The organism is Streptomyces sp. NPDC059037 (genome assembly GCF_042740015.1).
Lineage (GTDB): Bacteria > Actinomycetota > Actinomycetes > Streptomycetales > Streptomycetaceae > Streptomyces.
The window spans coordinates 1-14085 of record NZ_JBHYIG010000264.1 but is presented as its reverse complement, the minus strand read 5'-3'; the positions used below and the strand labels follow the sequence as shown (position 1 = coordinate 14085).

Annotated in this window: 15 protein-coding genes; 5 read left to right on the top strand and 10 right to left on the bottom strand. The window is 70.6% G+C overall.

The features are described from left to right. Positions 1 to 108 precede the first annotated feature (108 nt). Genes ACFWY6_RS36555 through ACFWY6_RS36545 form a run of 3 tightly spaced genes read right to left on the bottom strand, consistent with a single transcriptional unit; the run spans position 109 to position 1986 of the window. Complete coding sequence (locus ACFWY6_RS36555) at positions 109 to 867, bottom strand: DUF3710 domain-containing protein (RefSeq protein WP_384699873.1); 759 nt, start codon at positions 865 to 867, stop codon at positions 109 to 111. Between the two features lies 1 nt (position 868). After that, positions 869 to 1405: a dUTP diphosphatase gene (gene dut / locus ACFWY6_RS36550; RefSeq protein WP_384699871.1), complete on the bottom strand. Its 537-nt coding sequence runs from the start codon at positions 1403 to 1405 to the stop codon at positions 869 to 871. Then, positions 1402 to 1986, bottom strand: coding sequence for a PaaI family thioesterase (locus ACFWY6_RS36545; RefSeq protein WP_384699869.1), 585 nt, complete (start codon positions 1984 to 1986; stop codon positions 1402 to 1404). The genes dut and ACFWY6_RS36545 overlap by 4 nt, the downstream gene beginning before the upstream one ends. A 58-nt stretch (positions 1987 to 2044) precedes the next feature. Here ACFWY6_RS36545 and ACFWY6_RS36540 point away from each other — a divergent pair, with 58 nt between their 5' ends. Beyond that, complete coding sequence (locus tag ACFWY6_RS36540) at positions 2045 to 2491, top strand: DUF3093 domain-containing protein (RefSeq protein ID WP_266871353.1); 447 nt, start codon at positions 2045 to 2047, stop codon at positions 2489 to 2491. Positions 2492 to 2525: 34 nt separating this feature from the next. Here ACFWY6_RS36540 and ACFWY6_RS36535 read toward each other — a convergent pair whose 3' ends face one another. The 4 genes from ACFWY6_RS36535 to ACFWY6_RS36520 form a co-directional block, all read right to left on the bottom strand. Further along, positions 2526 to 3464: a hypothetical protein gene (locus ACFWY6_RS36535; protein WP_384699867.1), complete on the bottom strand. Its 939-nt coding sequence runs from the start codon at positions 3462 to 3464 to the stop codon at positions 2526 to 2528. A 13-nt stretch (positions 3465 to 3477) separates the two neighbouring features. Further along, positions 3478 to 3774 carry a DUF4193 domain-containing protein gene (locus ACFWY6_RS36530; protein ID WP_055544889.1) on the bottom strand — a complete coding sequence of 99 codons (297 nt, stop codon included), beginning with the start codon at positions 3772 to 3774 and terminating at the stop codon, positions 3478 to 3480. 393 nt (positions 3775 to 4167) lie between these two features. Next, on the bottom strand, positions 4168 to 5400 hold the full coding sequence (locus ACFWY6_RS36525) for a sensor histidine kinase (RefSeq protein WP_384699865.1): 1233 nt from the start codon (positions 5398 to 5400) through the stop codon (positions 4168 to 4170). Between the two features lie 6 nt (positions 5401 to 5406). Next, positions 5407 to 6060: a response regulator transcription factor gene (locus ACFWY6_RS36520; protein WP_135331070.1), complete on the bottom strand. Its 654-nt coding sequence runs from the start codon at positions 6058 to 6060 to the stop codon at positions 5407 to 5409. A 312-nt stretch (positions 6061 to 6372) separates the two neighbouring features. Here ACFWY6_RS36520 and ACFWY6_RS36515 point away from each other — a divergent pair, with 312 nt between their 5' ends. Beyond that, positions 6373 to 6546 carry a hypothetical protein gene (locus ACFWY6_RS36515; protein ID WP_167828776.1) on the top strand — a complete coding sequence of 58 codons (174 nt, stop codon included), beginning with the start codon at positions 6373 to 6375 and terminating at the stop codon, positions 6544 to 6546. Positions 6547 to 6639: 93 nt separating this feature from the next. On the opposite strand, the gene ACFWY6_RS36510 is transcribed toward ACFWY6_RS36515, so the two are convergent. After that, positions 6640 to 7443 carry an inositol monophosphatase family protein gene (locus ACFWY6_RS36510; RefSeq protein WP_384699863.1) on the bottom strand — a complete coding sequence of 268 codons (804 nt, stop codon included), beginning with the start codon at positions 7441 to 7443 and terminating at the stop codon, positions 6640 to 6642. Between the two features lie 4 nt (positions 7444 to 7447). Further along, on the bottom strand, positions 7448 to 8575 hold the full coding sequence (locus ACFWY6_RS36505; protein WP_384699861.1) for a ferrochelatase: 1128 nt from the start codon (positions 8573 to 8575) through the stop codon (positions 7448 to 7450). Between the two features lie 166 nt (positions 8576 to 8741). Here ACFWY6_RS36505 and ACFWY6_RS36500 point away from each other — a divergent pair, with 166 nt between their 5' ends. After that, positions 8742 to 9992: an MFS transporter gene (locus ACFWY6_RS36500; RefSeq protein ID WP_384699860.1), complete on the top strand. Its 1251-nt coding sequence runs from the start codon at positions 8742 to 8744 to the stop codon at positions 9990 to 9992. Further along, complete coding sequence (locus tag ACFWY6_RS36495) at positions 9940 to 11271, top strand: D-arabinono-1,4-lactone oxidase (RefSeq protein WP_384699858.1); 1332 nt, start codon at positions 9940 to 9942, stop codon at positions 11269 to 11271. Before ACFWY6_RS36500 ends, ACFWY6_RS36495 begins: the two co-directional genes overlap by 53 nt. An 8-nt stretch (positions 11272 to 11279) precedes the next feature. On the opposite strand, the gene ACFWY6_RS36490 is transcribed toward ACFWY6_RS36495, so the two are convergent. Continuing rightward, positions 11280 to 12458 carry a hypothetical protein gene (locus ACFWY6_RS36490; protein ID WP_384699856.1) on the bottom strand — a complete coding sequence of 393 codons (1179 nt, stop codon included), beginning with the start codon at positions 12456 to 12458 and terminating at the stop codon, positions 11280 to 11282. Between the two features lie 462 nt (positions 12459 to 12920). Between ACFWY6_RS36490 and sepH the strand changes: the two genes are divergently transcribed. After that, the gene (sepH, locus tag ACFWY6_RS36485) at positions 12921 to 14033 is read left to right on the top strand and encodes a septation protein SepH (protein WP_266871343.1); all 1113 of its coding nucleotides are present in this window, start codon (positions 12921 to 12923) and stop codon (positions 14031 to 14033) included. Positions 14034 to 14085: the final 52 nt, after the last annotated feature.

The window sequence follows — 14085 nt, the reverse complement described above, 5'->3', positions numbered from 1 at the left end:
CCCCCCCCCCCCCCCGCGCCCCCCCGCGCCCGGCCCCGCCGGGGGGGGGGGCGCCCCACATGGGCTCGCAACTGATGACCGGCGCATCTCTGCGCCCCTCGGAGCGTCTCAGCGCACCTCGGTGATCTCAGGACCGCGCGCGAGCTGGCCCATGCCGCCCGAGAACCGCGAGCCCTCCTGCTGCTCCTGCTGCACGGCGCCCTCGGCGACCATCTGCGCGTCGTCCGGCAGCTTCAGGACGATCGGGTCACGGGGAGCCATCGGGCCCTCACCGCGCACCACGACCGTGTCCCGGAAGATCTGCTCCAGAAGCCCGGCCGCCTGCGGCTGCACCGCGCCCTGGCCGGAGATGACTCCGCGCAGGAACCACCGCGGGCCGTCGACACCGATGAAGCGCACGACCTGCACCCCGCCCGTGCCGTCCGGCAGCTGCACCGGGACCTGCGCGCGCAGCTCCCAGCCGAGGGGGCCCTCGACCTCGTCGATCACACCGCCCTGCTGGGTGATGCCCGAAGCGATCTCCTCGCGGACCTCGCCCCAGATGCCCTGCTTCTTGGGGGCGGCGAAGCCCTGCAGCTGGATGGCGCTGTCCTGGAGCACGACGGTCGCCGCGACGATCGCGTCACCCGCGACCTCCACCCGCAGCTCCATGCCCTCGACACCCGGTACGAAGAGGCCGCCCAGGTCCACCCTGCCCTCGCCGGGCTCACGGACCTCGGAGGCGTCCCAGGGTCCGTCGGGCCGCGGCTCGGGCTCGAGCCTCACACGCTCGGACTGCGGTTCCGCTGCGTCGCCGCTGTCGACGACCTGCTCGGCCTCGCCCGCCGCGTCCACGGCGGCACTGTCCTTCTTGCGACGTCCGAACACGTCACTGTCCTTCCCGGTCAGATACGACCGATGCGTATCGATTCCCACCCGTTTTTTCACCCGAGCCGGCGCCCACGGCGGCATGGCCGCCGGTGGACCCGAAGCCCCCCTCGGCCCGCGCCGAGTCGGGAAGCTGTGCCACCTCCCGGAAGCGCACCTTCTCGACCTGCTGGACGACCAGTTGGGCAATCCGGTCGAAGCGCTCGAACCGCACACGCTCGCGCGGGTCGAGATTCACCACGATCACCTTGATCTCTCCACGGTACCCGGCATCCACCGTCCCTGGGGCATTCACCAGAGCGACACCGCAGCGGGCGGCAAGGCCGGAACGCGGGTGCACGAAGGCCGCGTACCCCTCGGGGAGCGCGATGGACACCCCGGTGGGCAGCACCACCCGCTCACCCGGGGCGAGTTCGCACGCCTCGGTGGTCCGCAGATCCGCCCCGGCGTCACCGGGCTGCGCGTAAGAGGGCAGCGGCACTTCGGAGTCGACGCGACGGATCAGGACGTCGAGCTCCGGGCGGGGTGCGGGGGTCACGGGTTCACCTCGAAGGCGCGTACGCGGCGGATCTGGTCGGGGTCGTCCATGGCGGCCCGGATCTCCTCCGGACGGCCGTTCTCGATGAAGTGGTCGACCTTGACCTCGATGAACAGGGCGTCGGCGCGGACGGCCACGGGCCCCTCGGGGCCGCCGATCCGGCCGGTGGCCGTGGAGTAGATCTTCCGGCCCGCGACGGCGGTCACCTCGGCCTCGAGGAAGAGCACCGTGTCCACCGGAACGGGCCGTACGAAGTCGGTCTCGAGCCGTCCGGTCACCGCGATCACCCGCAGCAGCCAGTTCAGCGAGCCGAGCGTCTCGTCGAGCGCGGTGGCGAGGACGCCGCCGTGGGCGAGGCCCGGCGCGCCCTGGTGTGCCTGCCGGACCGTGAACTCGGCGGTGACGCGGACGCCTTCACCGGCACGTGCCGCCAGGTGCAGCCCGTGGGCCTGCCCTTCGCCGCAGCCGAAACAGTGCTCGTAATGGGCTCCGATGAGCTCACCGGGGGCGGGCGCGTCGGGGTGGCGGACGGGCGCTATGGCCTCGGCCGGGGGCGTCAGAGCTGCTGAAGTACCACTCACAGCCGCAGACCTTACCCGCGAGTCCAGTGACTCAGCTCATCGTGCCAAGCTTGGGAACATGCAGCCTTACGAAGAACGCCTGACGGCGCCCCGTTCCTGGTGGCTTGTCTCGCTCCTGGTCGGCATCGCGATGGCCCTGATCATGCTCCCGTTCGGCACCCTGCCGCTGCTCGGCGGCCTGGTCGCGGGGACGGCGGTCGCCGCGGTCGTGACCAGTTCGTACGGCTCTCCCCGCATCCGCGTGATGGCCGACTCCCTGGTCGTCGGCGACGCGAAGATCCCGGTGTCCGCCCTGGGCGAGCCCCAGGTGCTCGACCCGGAAGAGGCGCGCGCCTGGCGCGGCCAGAAGGCCGACCCGCGCGCCTTCATGCTGCTGCGCGCCTACATCCCGACGGCGTTGCGCGTGGAGATCACGGATCCGCAGGACCCGACCCCGTACGTGTACGTGTCGACGAGGGACCCCGAGGGTCTTGCGGCGGCGCTGACGGCCGTACGGACTTCGTAGGGGCGGCCTGAGGCCCTCGCGGGGGCCTCACGCGTCAGTACCCCAGCTCCTTGGGCAGCCCGTCCGGGTGCAGGGGGTCCAAAGGCCTCTCCGGCCTCTCCAGGGGCGGCAGCTCGAGCAGGGCGTCCCAGGGCACCTGCGACTTCCGCAGGTCCGCACGGACCCGCTCAGCCAGCTTCTTGGTGTCACGGCGGTTCATGACCGCCCCGACCGCGGCGCCCACCATGAAGGGCATCAGGTTCGGCAGGTTCCGCACCATGCGCTTCATGATCTGCTGGCGCAGTTCGCGCTTCATCTGGCCGCCGAGGGCCGCGTTGATCGACGCGGGCTTCGCGACGTCGATGCCGCGCTCCTCGGTCCACGCGGTGAGGTAGGCGGTGCTGCGCTGTTTCAGGTTCCCCGGCGGGCGCCGGCCGTAGACCTCGTGGAGTTCGGCGATGAGCTTGAGCTCGATGGCCGCCACGCCGGTGATCTCGGCGGCCAGCTCCGCGGGCATCGCGGGCGGCACGGGCAGCATCGCCGCGGCGCCGACTCCGGCGCCGACCGTGGAGGTCGCATTGGCCGCGCCGGCGATGAGTTTGTCCGCGAGCTGCTCGGGGCCAAGGCCCGGGAACTGCTTGCGGAGGGTGCCCAGATCGCGGATCGGGATCCGCGGGGCGTTCTCCATGATCCGGTCGGCGAGATAGCCGATGCCGGCCTTGGCGCCGCGCCCGCTCTTGCGCACGCCCGCCATGACTCCGCCGGTGACGGCGGCAACGCGGCGGCCCTTGGACGTATCGGTCCTGGTCCTGGACGCCTTGTCGGCCGCCGCCTCGTCGTGTGCCACCTCGATGGCGTTCGTCGGTTCGAGCGAGGCCGTTCCTGTGGGGGAAGAGCCCCGCTCGTCGTCACGTACGCCGTCGAAGACGGCGATTTGTTCGTCCGCCCCGCGCTTGCGGAAGCGGCGCTTCCTGGGCGGGGTCGAGCCGGTCACGGCCGACCCTGCCCTAGTCGCAGTCGCGGCAGATCGGCTGGCCGTTCTTCTCCCTGGCCAGCTGGCTGCGGTGGTGCACCAGGAAGCAGCTCATGCAGGTGAACTCGTCCTGCTGCTTCGGGAGCACCCGAACGGCGAGCTCCTCGTTGGAAAGGTCCGCGCCGGGCAGCTCAAGGCCCTCTGCGGCCTCGAACTCGTCGACGTCGACCGCCGAGGTCGACTTGTCGTTCCGTCGAGCCTTCAGCTCCTCGATGCTGTCCTCATTGACGTCATCGTCGGTCTTACGTGGGGTGTCGTAGTCCGTTGCCATGTCGCTCTCCCCCTCTGGGTGTCTGCGGTGTCTCAGCGCACGTAACGCGTGAGAGGCCGGACTTGTGCCCGACCTGAGGCGGAGATTTTGCCTCACATCAAGGTCTGTTACTCAATCGACACCCAACCGCACCCCTGAAGAGGTGATCGGTTTGGATGGCGATCGGGACCGTACACGGTCCGAATGTCGCACTTCACAGGCGCCACCCCGTGTACTTCCCGTGATCAAGACCCCCGAAAACCCGGATTTTCCCGGCTTTCCAACGACTTTCACGATCACGGAGAGTAGATGGCCGAAAATTCGCCCCTGTGATCGATCACACACGAAATCTCCAGGATCAGGTCCTGAAAATTCAGCGCAAAGCGAACATCGCGGCGCGTCCGCGGCAGCATCTCAGAGAGGCAGGGTGACTCGCATCACGAGCCCACCCCCCTCGCGCGGCTCCGCGATGATACGGCCCCCGTGGGCCCGCGCCACCGACCGGGCGATCGACAGGCCGAGACCGACGCCCTTGTCGCTGCCCGTGCGCTCCGTCCGCAGCCGCCGGAACGGCTCGAAGAGGTTGTCGATCTCGTACGCCGGGACGACGGGTCCGGTGTTGGACACCACCAGGACCGCCTGGCCGTGCTGGGCCTCCGTGGTGACCTCGACCCAGCCGTCCTCCTTCACGTTGTACCTGACGGCGTTCTGTACGAGGTTCAGGGCGATCCGCTCCAGGAGGACGCCGTTGCCCTGCACGATGGCCAGGCCCCGCTCCCCGCGGATCTCCACGCCCTTGGCGTCGGCCTCCGACCGCACCTGGTCGACGGCGTGGTTGGCGACCTCCGCGAGGTCCACCGGCTTGCGCTCCACGATCTGGTTGTCGCTGCGGGCGAGCAGCAGCAGGCCCTCCACGAGCTGCTCGCTGCGCTCGTTGGTGGCGAGCAGCGTCTTGCCCAGCTGATGGAGCTCCGGCGGCGCCGCCGGGTCGGAGAGCTGCACCTCCAGGAGCGTGCGGTTGATCGCCAGCGGTGTGCGCAGCTCGTGCGAGGCGTTGCCGACGAACCGCTGCTGGGCGGTGAAGGCCCGCTCCAGGCGGTCCAGCATCTCGTCGAAGGTGTCCGAGAGCTCCTTCAACTCGTCCTCGGGGCCGTCCAGTTCGATGCGCCGGGACAGGTCAGTGCCGGCCACCCGGCGCGCGGTGCGCGTGATGCGGCCGAGCGGCGACAGGACACGGCCCGCCATCGCGTACCCGAAGGCGAAGGCGATCACGGCGAGTCCGAGCAGGGCGAGCAGCGAACGGCTCAGGAGGTTGTCCAGGGCGTGCTGGCGCTGATCGTTGACGCAGGTGTTCATCGCCGCGTTGAACTCGGTGGGCGATGCCTTGTCGGGCAGGTTGCAGACGGTGCTGGTCACCCGACCCTCGACGATCTTGAACGGCAGGTCACTGCCCACGTTCAGCGCCTGCGCGGCGAGCAGATAGATGATCGAGAGCAGCACGATGCCCGCGATCAGGAACATGCCGCCGTACAGGAGTGTGAGGCGTATACGGATCGTGGGACGCAGCCAGGGGAAGGGCGGCTCGGCCTTTCTGGGGTCCCAGGTCGGTTTCGGGGGCGCTGCCGGTGGCGCCGGGGTCGCGGCCACGGGGGATCAGATCCGGTAACCGGAGCCGGGCACCGTCACGATGACGGCGGGCTCGCCGAGCTTCCGGCGCAGCGTCATGACGGTCACCCGGACCACGTTCGTGAACGGGTCCGTGTTCTCGTCCCAGGCCTTCTCCAGGAGCTGCTCGGCGGAGACGACCGCGCCCTCGCTGCGCAGCAGCACTTCGAGGACCGCGAACTCCTTGGGCGCCAGCTGGATCTCCTTGCCGTCGCGGAAGATCTCGCGGCGGTTGGGGTCGAGCTTGATGCCGGCGCGCTCCAGGACGGGCGGCAGCGGCACGCTCGTACGCCGGCCAAGGGCACGCACGCGTGCCGTGAGCTCGCTGAACGCGAAGGGCTTGGGGAGGTAGTCGTCGGCGCCGATCTCCAGGCCCTCGACACGGTCGCTGACGTCGCCCGACGCGGTGAGCATCAGGACGCGCGTCGGCATGCCGAGCTCGACGATCTTGCGGCAGACGTCGTCGCCGTGCACGAGCGGGAGGTCCCGGTCGAGCACCACGACGTCGTAGTCATTGACCCCGATGCGCTCCAAGGCGGCCGCTCCGTCGTACACGACGTCGACGGCCATGGCCTCCCGGCGCAGTCCGGTGGCCACCGCATCGGCGAGCAGCTGCTCGTCCTCGACGACGAGTACGCGCACGGCGCTGTCCTTCCTCTGTGCCCCTTCGGGCAGGTCTGTTCGTGAGTCTGTTCGTGGGGTGTGGCCTCTATCCTGCCCCTTTCGGTCATAAACCGGCTGTAAGGCGGTCTGTCGGCCCGGGAATGCGGGATTTTCTCCGCCGGTTAGGTTTCCGTGGAAGGGAGCCCGGGGAGGACGACCTCACACCCGCGATCACGCTTTGTATGTGGCACGCCACGAACTGCTGTCCCAGCGCGGCGAGAGACGTGATCGCCCCTTCTGAGGGCACACCCCCGTGCCATCGACCCACGACCCAGCCGAGGGGGCGCAACCATGGACGCATTCACCGCAGGACTCCTGCAGCGCATAAAGGCCACGGAGTCCGACCTCACGAAGGCCCGTGAGACGGGCGACGACTTCCTTGCCGAGGTCGAGCAGGCCGAGCTGGAGGACCTCCACCGGCTGGCCGCCGAGCACGGCGTGGAGGTCGGCGCGTTGCGCGCCTGATCCAGTCACGAACGCGGAAGGGCCCCGGCATCTGTGGACGAGATGCCGGGGCCTTTCCGTCTGTGTCTCCGTCTGTGCCGGTCGCTCCGCGCGTCAGTCGTGCCAGGCGCCGAGCTGCTCCAGGCGGGCCTGGAGGTCCTCGAAGAGGCCGGGCGGGGCAGCGATCGTCAGCTCGCCCGAGGGGACCTCTCCGGGGCGTCCACCGGTCAGCGCGCCCGCTTCCCGGGCGATGAGGTCACCGGCCGCGAGGTCCCAGGGGTTGAGGCCGCGCTCGTAGTACGCGTCCAGGCGGCCCATCGCCACGTCGCACAGGTCGATCGCGGCCGAGCCGCCCCGGCGGATGTCCCTGACCAGCGGGATGAGTTGGCGGGCCACCTCGGCCTGGCGGGCGCGGCGCTCGGCGACATAGCCGAATCCGGTGCCGACCAGGGCCTGCCCGAACGGAGGTGCTGGGCGGGTGTGTGCCGGCTTGTCGTTGACGAAGGCGCCCTCCCCGAGGACCGCCCGGCAGGTCTCGCCGCGCATCGGCGCGTACACGACGCCGACGAGCGTCTCGCCGTCCTTGCGGGCCGCGATGGACACCGACCAGTCGGGGCGCCCGTACAGGTAGTTGACGGTGCCGTCGATCGGGTCGATCACCCACTGGACACCGCTGCTGCCCTCGGAGCTTGCGCCCTCCTCGCCGAGCACGCCGTCGTCCGGCCTGCGCTCGGCGAAGAAGTCGGTGATCAGCTTCTCGGATGCGATGTCCATCTCGGTGACGACGTCGACCGCGCTGGACTTGGTGGCGGCGACGCCCAGGTCGTCCGGGCGGCCGTCGCGCAGGAAGGCTCCGGCGCGGTGCGCGGCCTCCAGGGCGACGCCGAGGAGTTCTGTCTTCAGGTCGGTCACGTCCATGTCCTTACGCGTACGTGCTGTCGGCGCCCGCGGCAGCGGGCTTCGGGGCGCGCGCCGGGCAGCAGCCGACCGGGCAGAGGTTGTGGCTCGCGCCGAGGGATCCCAGCGCGCAGGGGGTGACGGCCTTGCCGCTCTCCGCTGCGGCCCGCTCGAGGACGAGCTCCCTGATCGCCCCGGCGAACCGCGGGTCGGCGCCCACGGTGGCCGAGCGGCGGACCGGCAGGCCAAGATCGGCGGCCTTCGCGTCGGCCTCGGTGTCGAGGTCGTACAGGACCTCCATGTGGTCCGAGACGAAGCCGATCGGGACCATCACCACGGCGGGCGCCCCGGCGGCGTGCCGCTCCTCCAGGTGGTCGCAGATGTCGGGCTCAAGCCACGGGATGTGCGGGGCGCCGCTGCGCGACTGGTAGACGAGCTGCCAGGGGTGCTCGACGCCCGTCTCCTCGCGCACCGCGTCGGCGATGATCCTGGCCACGTCGAGGTGCTCCTTGACGTACGCACCGCCGTCCCCGTGGTCCTCGACGCGCCCCGAGCTGTCGGCGGCCGCGGTCGGGATGGAGTGCGTCGTGAACGCGAGGTGCGCGCCCTCACGGACCTCGTCGGGGAGCTCGGCCAGGGACTTCAGGACGCCGTCGATCATGGGTCGGACGAAGCCGGGGTGGTTGAAGTAGTGCCGCAGCTTGTCGACGCGCGGCAGCTCGAGACCCTCCGCCTCAAGGACGGCGAGGGACTCCGCCAGGTTCTCGCGGTACTGCCGGCAGCCCGAGTACGAGGCGTACGCGCTGGTCGCCAGGACGAGCACCCGGCGGTGGCCGTCCTGGACGAGCTCGCGCAGGGTGTCGGTCAGGTACGGCGCCCAGTTGCGGTTGCCCCAGTAGACCGGCAGGTCCAGGCCGTGCTCCACGAAGTCCTTGCGCAGGGCGTCGAGCAGGGCGCGGTTCTGGTCGTTGATCGGGCTGACCCCGCCGAACAGGAAGTAGTGCTGCCCCACCTCCTTGAGCCGCTCCTTGGGGATGCCGCGGCCCCGCGTCACGTTCTCCAGGAACGGGACGACGTCGTCGGGGCCTTCGGGGCCGCCGAACGAGAGCAGCAGCAGGGCGTCGTAGGGAGTGGGATCCAGCGCATCGGACATGTCTCCGATCCTGCCACCCGTCACCGACAGCCGGAAAACGGCCTCCGCCGACCGGAAAAACACCGTGCGGCCGGACCCACCGCAGCCGTAAGCTGTATCGGCCACCTTTACGCCTTACCGGAGCCCTCCCGCACGGGAGCCGCCCCGTCGCCTCAGCGGAGTCCACGTGCCAAGCCCCTACCGCGCCATCTTCGCCGCCCCCGGCACCCTGGGGTTCTCGACGGCGGGCTTCCTCGGACGGATGCCGCTGTCGATGATGGGCATCGGCATCGTGACGATGGTGTCCCAGCTCACCGGGCGGTACGGCCTCGCGGGTGCGCTCTCGGCGACCGTCGCGCTCTCCGCCGCGGCGATCGGCCCGCAGATCTCCCGCCTCGTCGACCGGCACGGTCAGCGCCGGGTGCTTCGGCCCGCGACCCTGGTGTCCCTGGCCGCGGTCGCCGGGCTGCTGCTGGCCGCGAAGTTCGAGTTCCCGGACTGGACGCTCTTCGTCTTCGCCGCCCTCGTCGGCTGCGTGCCGAGCGTGGGCTCGATGATCAGGGCCCGCTGGGCGGCCATCTACCGGGACACCCCGCAGCTGCACACCGCGTACTCCTTCGAGTCCGTGGTGGACGAGGTCTGCTTCATCTTCGGGCCGATCATCTCGATCGGCCTCTCCACGGTGTGGTTCCCCGAGGCCGGGCCGCTGCTCGCCGGGGTCTTCCTCGCCGTCGGCGTCTTCTGGCTGACCGCCCAGCGGGCCACCGAGCCGGTGCCGCATCCGCGGGAGCACCACACCAAGGGCTCGGCGCTGCGCTCCGGAGGGCTGCAGGTCCTGGTCGCGACCTTCGTGGCGACGGGGGCGATCTTCGGATCGATCGACGTGGTGACCGTCGCGTACGCCGAGGACCAGGGCCACAAGGCGGCGGCCAGCCTCGTGCTCGCTGTCTACGCCCTCGGCTCCTGCGTGGCCGGAGCGGCCTTCGGGCTCATGCGCTTCAAGGGGGCTCCCGCCCCGAGGTGGCTGCTGGGTGTCTGCGCGATGGCCGTGAGTATGATCCCGCTTCAACTGGTCGGGAACCTTCCGTTTCTGGCCGTGGCGTTGTTCATCGCGGGCCTGTCCATCGCACCGACCATGATCACGACAATGGCCCTCGTCGAACAGCACGTACCACGCGCGAAGCTGACCGAGGGCATGACCTGGGTGAGCACCGGACTCGCGGTCGGCGTCGCGCTCGGCTCGTCCGCGGCCGGCTGGGTCATCGACGCCGCCGGTTCGGAAGCCGGGTACGGGGTTCCCGGGATCTCCGGGGCCGTCGCGGTGGCGGTCGGGTTCCTGGGGTATCGCCGGCTGAAGAAGCCGGTTCCGCAACGGGGAGGGACCCATGAGCACGGGAACGGGCACGGGCAGCGGGAAGAGCACAGCGGCGTGGCGTAACTGGGCGGGCAACGTCAGCGCACGGCCGGCCAGGGAGGTCACCCCCGCGTCGGTCGAGGAACTCGCCGCCGAGGTGCGCAGGGCCAAGGAGGACGGCCTCAAGGTGAAGCCGGTGGGCACCGGACACTCCTTCACGGCGGCCGCCGCGACCGATGGCGTCCTCGTACGTCCCGAACTCCTCACCGGCATCCGCAAGATCGACCGCGAGGCCGGCACCGTCACCGTGGAAGCGGGCACTCCGCTCAAGCGCCTGAACGCGGCGCTCGCCCGCGAGGGCCTCTCGCTCACGAACATGGGCGACATCATGGAGCAGACGGTCTCCGGAGCGACCAGCACCGGAACCCACGGCACGGGCCGCGATTCGGCGTCGATCTCCGCCCAGATCACGGCACTTGAGCTGGTCACGGCGGACGGCTCGGTCCTCACCTGCTCCGAGAAGGAGAATCCCGAGGTCTTCGCGGCGGCCAGGATCGGCCTCGGCGCGCTCGGTGTGATCAGCGCGATCACCTTCTCCGTAGAGCCCGTCTTCTTCCTCACCGCCCGTGAGGAGCCGATGACCTTCGACCGGGTCACCAGGGAGTTCGACGCGCTCTTCGCCGAGAACGAGCACTTCGAGTTCTACTGGTTCCCGCACACCGGCAACTGCACCACCAAGCGCAACAACCGCAGCGCGGGCCCGGCGGCGCCGCCCGGCAAGGTCAGCGCCTTCATCGAGGACGAAGTCCTCTCCAACGGCCTCTTCCAGGTGGTCAATTCACTCGGCAGGGCCGTCCCCGCGACCATCCCGGGCATCGCCAAGATCTCCAGCAAGGCGCTCTCCGCCCGTACATACACGGACATCCCCTACAAGGTCTTCACAAGTCCCCGCCGGGTGCGCTTCGTGGAGATGGAGTACGCCGTTCCGCGCGAGGCCCTCGTCGAGACGCTGCGCGAGCTGAAGACGATGGTCGAGCGCTCCCGGCTGCGGATCAGCTTCCCCGTGGAGGTCCGCACGGCGCCCGCCGACGACATCGCGCTCTCCACCGCCTCGGGCCGGGAGACCGCGTACATCGCCGTACACATGTACCGGGGCACGCCCTACCAGGCGTACTTCACCGCGGCCGAGCGGATCTTCACCGCGCACGAGGGCCGCCCGCACTGGGGCAAGATCCACACCCGCGACGCCGACTACTTCGCGCAGGCCTATCCGCGCTTCGGGGAGTTCACGGCCGTGCGCGACCGCCTGGATCCGGACCGCCTGTTCGGCAACGACTACCTGCGTCGCGTCCTGGGCGCCTGAACCACCGTCTACGGGTTGGGCGTCTCCCCCTGCTGCTGTGTGTCGCCTCCGTCCCCGCTGCCGCCGGTCTGGGTCGGCGTCGGGGTCGGGGTCGGGGTGGGCGTCGGGGTTGGCGTCGGGTCCGTCTGCGAACCGTCGTCTCCGGAGTCGGTGTCCGAGTCCGTGCCCTTGTCCGGGTCCGGCTTCGATCCTGAGTCCGATCCGCTGTCCTTGCCGGGCGTCTGCGAGGCGCCGCCGTCCGGGTCCCGCGTGGCACCGTCACCCTGCTGCGAACCGTCGTCCGAACCCGTGGAAGCGCCGTCCGACGGCTGGTCAGAGGGATCGGTCGAGGGCGTGGATGGCTTCTTCGGCGAGGTGTTGTTGCCCGTGACGCCGTTGCCGATCGTGGTGCCCCTCCCCCCGCTGAAGTCCTCGCCGGAGACGAGTTCGTACGTGGTGATCCCCGCCATCGACACGCCGAAGACCAGCGCGGCCGCGACCAACGGCCGCTTCCAGCTCCGGACTTGCGTGCGATGGGTGGTGCCGTCGGTGAACTCGTCCGGCGGGAGCGGAGGTTCGGCCGGCTCGGCGGGTGCCGCCTGACGCAGCACCCGCGTCGCGTCGTCCCGGGGCACCAGCCGCGTCACGTCGACCGAGCCGAGCAGCTGGGTCCGCTCGGCGTCGGCGTCCGCCACGGGCAGCACCGTCGTGCGGTCGGCGTCCCCGGCGACGGGCAGCACCGTCGTGCGGTCGGCGTCCCCGGCGACGGGCAGCACCGTCGTGCGGTCGGCGTCCCCGGCGACGGGCAGCACGGTGGCGGCGTCCGCGTCGGCCGCTCTTCCCCACGTCGTGGTGACCGGCCCCGTGGCGGAAGCGGACCCCGTGAAGGCCGAGGCTCTGAAGGTGTCCGCGACCGGCGCCCCCGCCGCATCGGTCACCGGGACCTGCTGCGCCTTCGGCTTGGCCTGCACTGCGACGTCGCGTATCTGCTCGCCCGTGCGGGAGAAGAAGTGCTGGAAGACCGTGCCGCCACAGGTGGCGACCGCACTCACCACACCGGCGCCGAGAATCGTTCCGTACACACCGAAGCTCGACGCGAGCTTCGCCGCCACGACGGCGGCCACGGCACTTCCCGCGACCTGTGGCACGCTCAGGTCGAGGCGCCGCCTCCCCTTCGCATCCTCGTCGGCTTCCGGCTTTTCACCCATCTGCGTACCTTGCCTGCCTTTCTCGACTGACTGCACGAGAAAGGGACGTATGGGCGAAGTCGCTAGTTCCGTTTCTGGTGATTCCGTGAAGTGCGCCACTCGCGCAGCACCCCGCCCGGGTATCCAGAGGCGCCAACTCCCGTCCCCCGTGAGAAGTTCGGCGGCGCGGCGGACCACCCGCGTGGCCCGAATGGAGTACTGTTGCGAGCCCTGGGTCCGGTCTCCCACCTGGGTGCCCGGGGCCTTCCAGGACCGCCGGGAGGGGGCTCGCTGCACAGGGTGACCAAAGTGGTCACTGAGAGTTGCGAAAAGGTAACCGTGCCATAACGGCGACCCCGGGCCCATGCCCGACACGCCGGGCAACTCGGCAAGGTTGTGGCAGGCTGCACCCGGGCAGGCCACACTCGACTAGCGGAAGCAGCGACGCACGTGACGTCGGCAGGCACCACCCGGGAGGTCCCGATGCCCGAACTGCGTGTCGTGGCCGTCAGCAACGACGGCACACGGCTGGTGCTGAAGGCTGCGGACAGCACGGAGTACACGCTTCCGATCGACGAGCGGCTGCGCGCCGCGGTGCGTGGCGACCGTCCGCGCCTCGGCCAGATCGAGATCGAGGTGGAGAGCCACCTCCGCCCCCGCGACATCCAGGCACGGATACGTGCCGGTGCCAGCGCGGAGGAAGTCGCCTCGCTCGCCGGAATCCCCGTCGATCGCGTCCGCCGCTTCGAAGGCCCCGTGCTCGCGGAGCGTGCCTTCATGGCGGAGCGGGCCCGGAAGACCCCCGTGCGCCGTCCCGGCGAGAACACCGGACCCCAGCTCGGCGAGGCCGTCTCGGAGCGGCTGCTGCTGCGTGGCGCGGACAAGGACACCGTCCAGTGGGACTCCTGGCGCCGCGACGACGGCACCTGGGAGGTCCTGCTCGTCTACCGCGTGGCGACCGAACCGCACTCCGCGAGCTGGACGTACGACCCGCCACGGCGCCTCGTACAGGCCGTCGACGACGAGGCCCGCTCGCTGATCGGCGAGACGGACGACATCGCCGCGCCCGAGCCCAGCTTCCCGTTCGTGCCGCGGATCGCCAGGCTGCCCCGGGACAGGCCGCTCGACCGGCCGATCGACCGTCCCATGGACCGCGCCCTTGACCGGCAGTTGGAGCGCCCGATGGTGCCCGGCCCGTCGCCGGAGCCGCCCGAGGAGAGCACGGCCACCGCCGCGACGGCATCCGTCTCCGAGGCGGAGCGCGACTCGCTCACCAGCCTCCTGGAGGCGGTGCCCAGCTTCCGCGGCGACATGGTCGTGCCGGAGCGCCCCGCACCCTCGACGACGGAGCTCCCGCCGGCGGCGGAGGAGCCCGAGCAGGAGCCGGAGGCCGAGGAGCCCCCGGCGGCGTCGGCGGGCGCCGGTTCGGCGTACGCGGACGTCCTGATGCCCCGCTCGGTGGCCAGCCACCGCGACCGTCTCGTCGGCTCCACGGACCGTCAGGCGGAGGCCGACGGCGTACGGCCCGGCCGTCGCGCCGCGGTGCCGTCCTGGGACGAGATCGTCTTCGGCACGCGCCGCAAGAAGCAGGAGTAATTCTCGTAGCACGTCTCGTAGTACGTCGCTGGGGCCCCGCACCGTTCAGGTG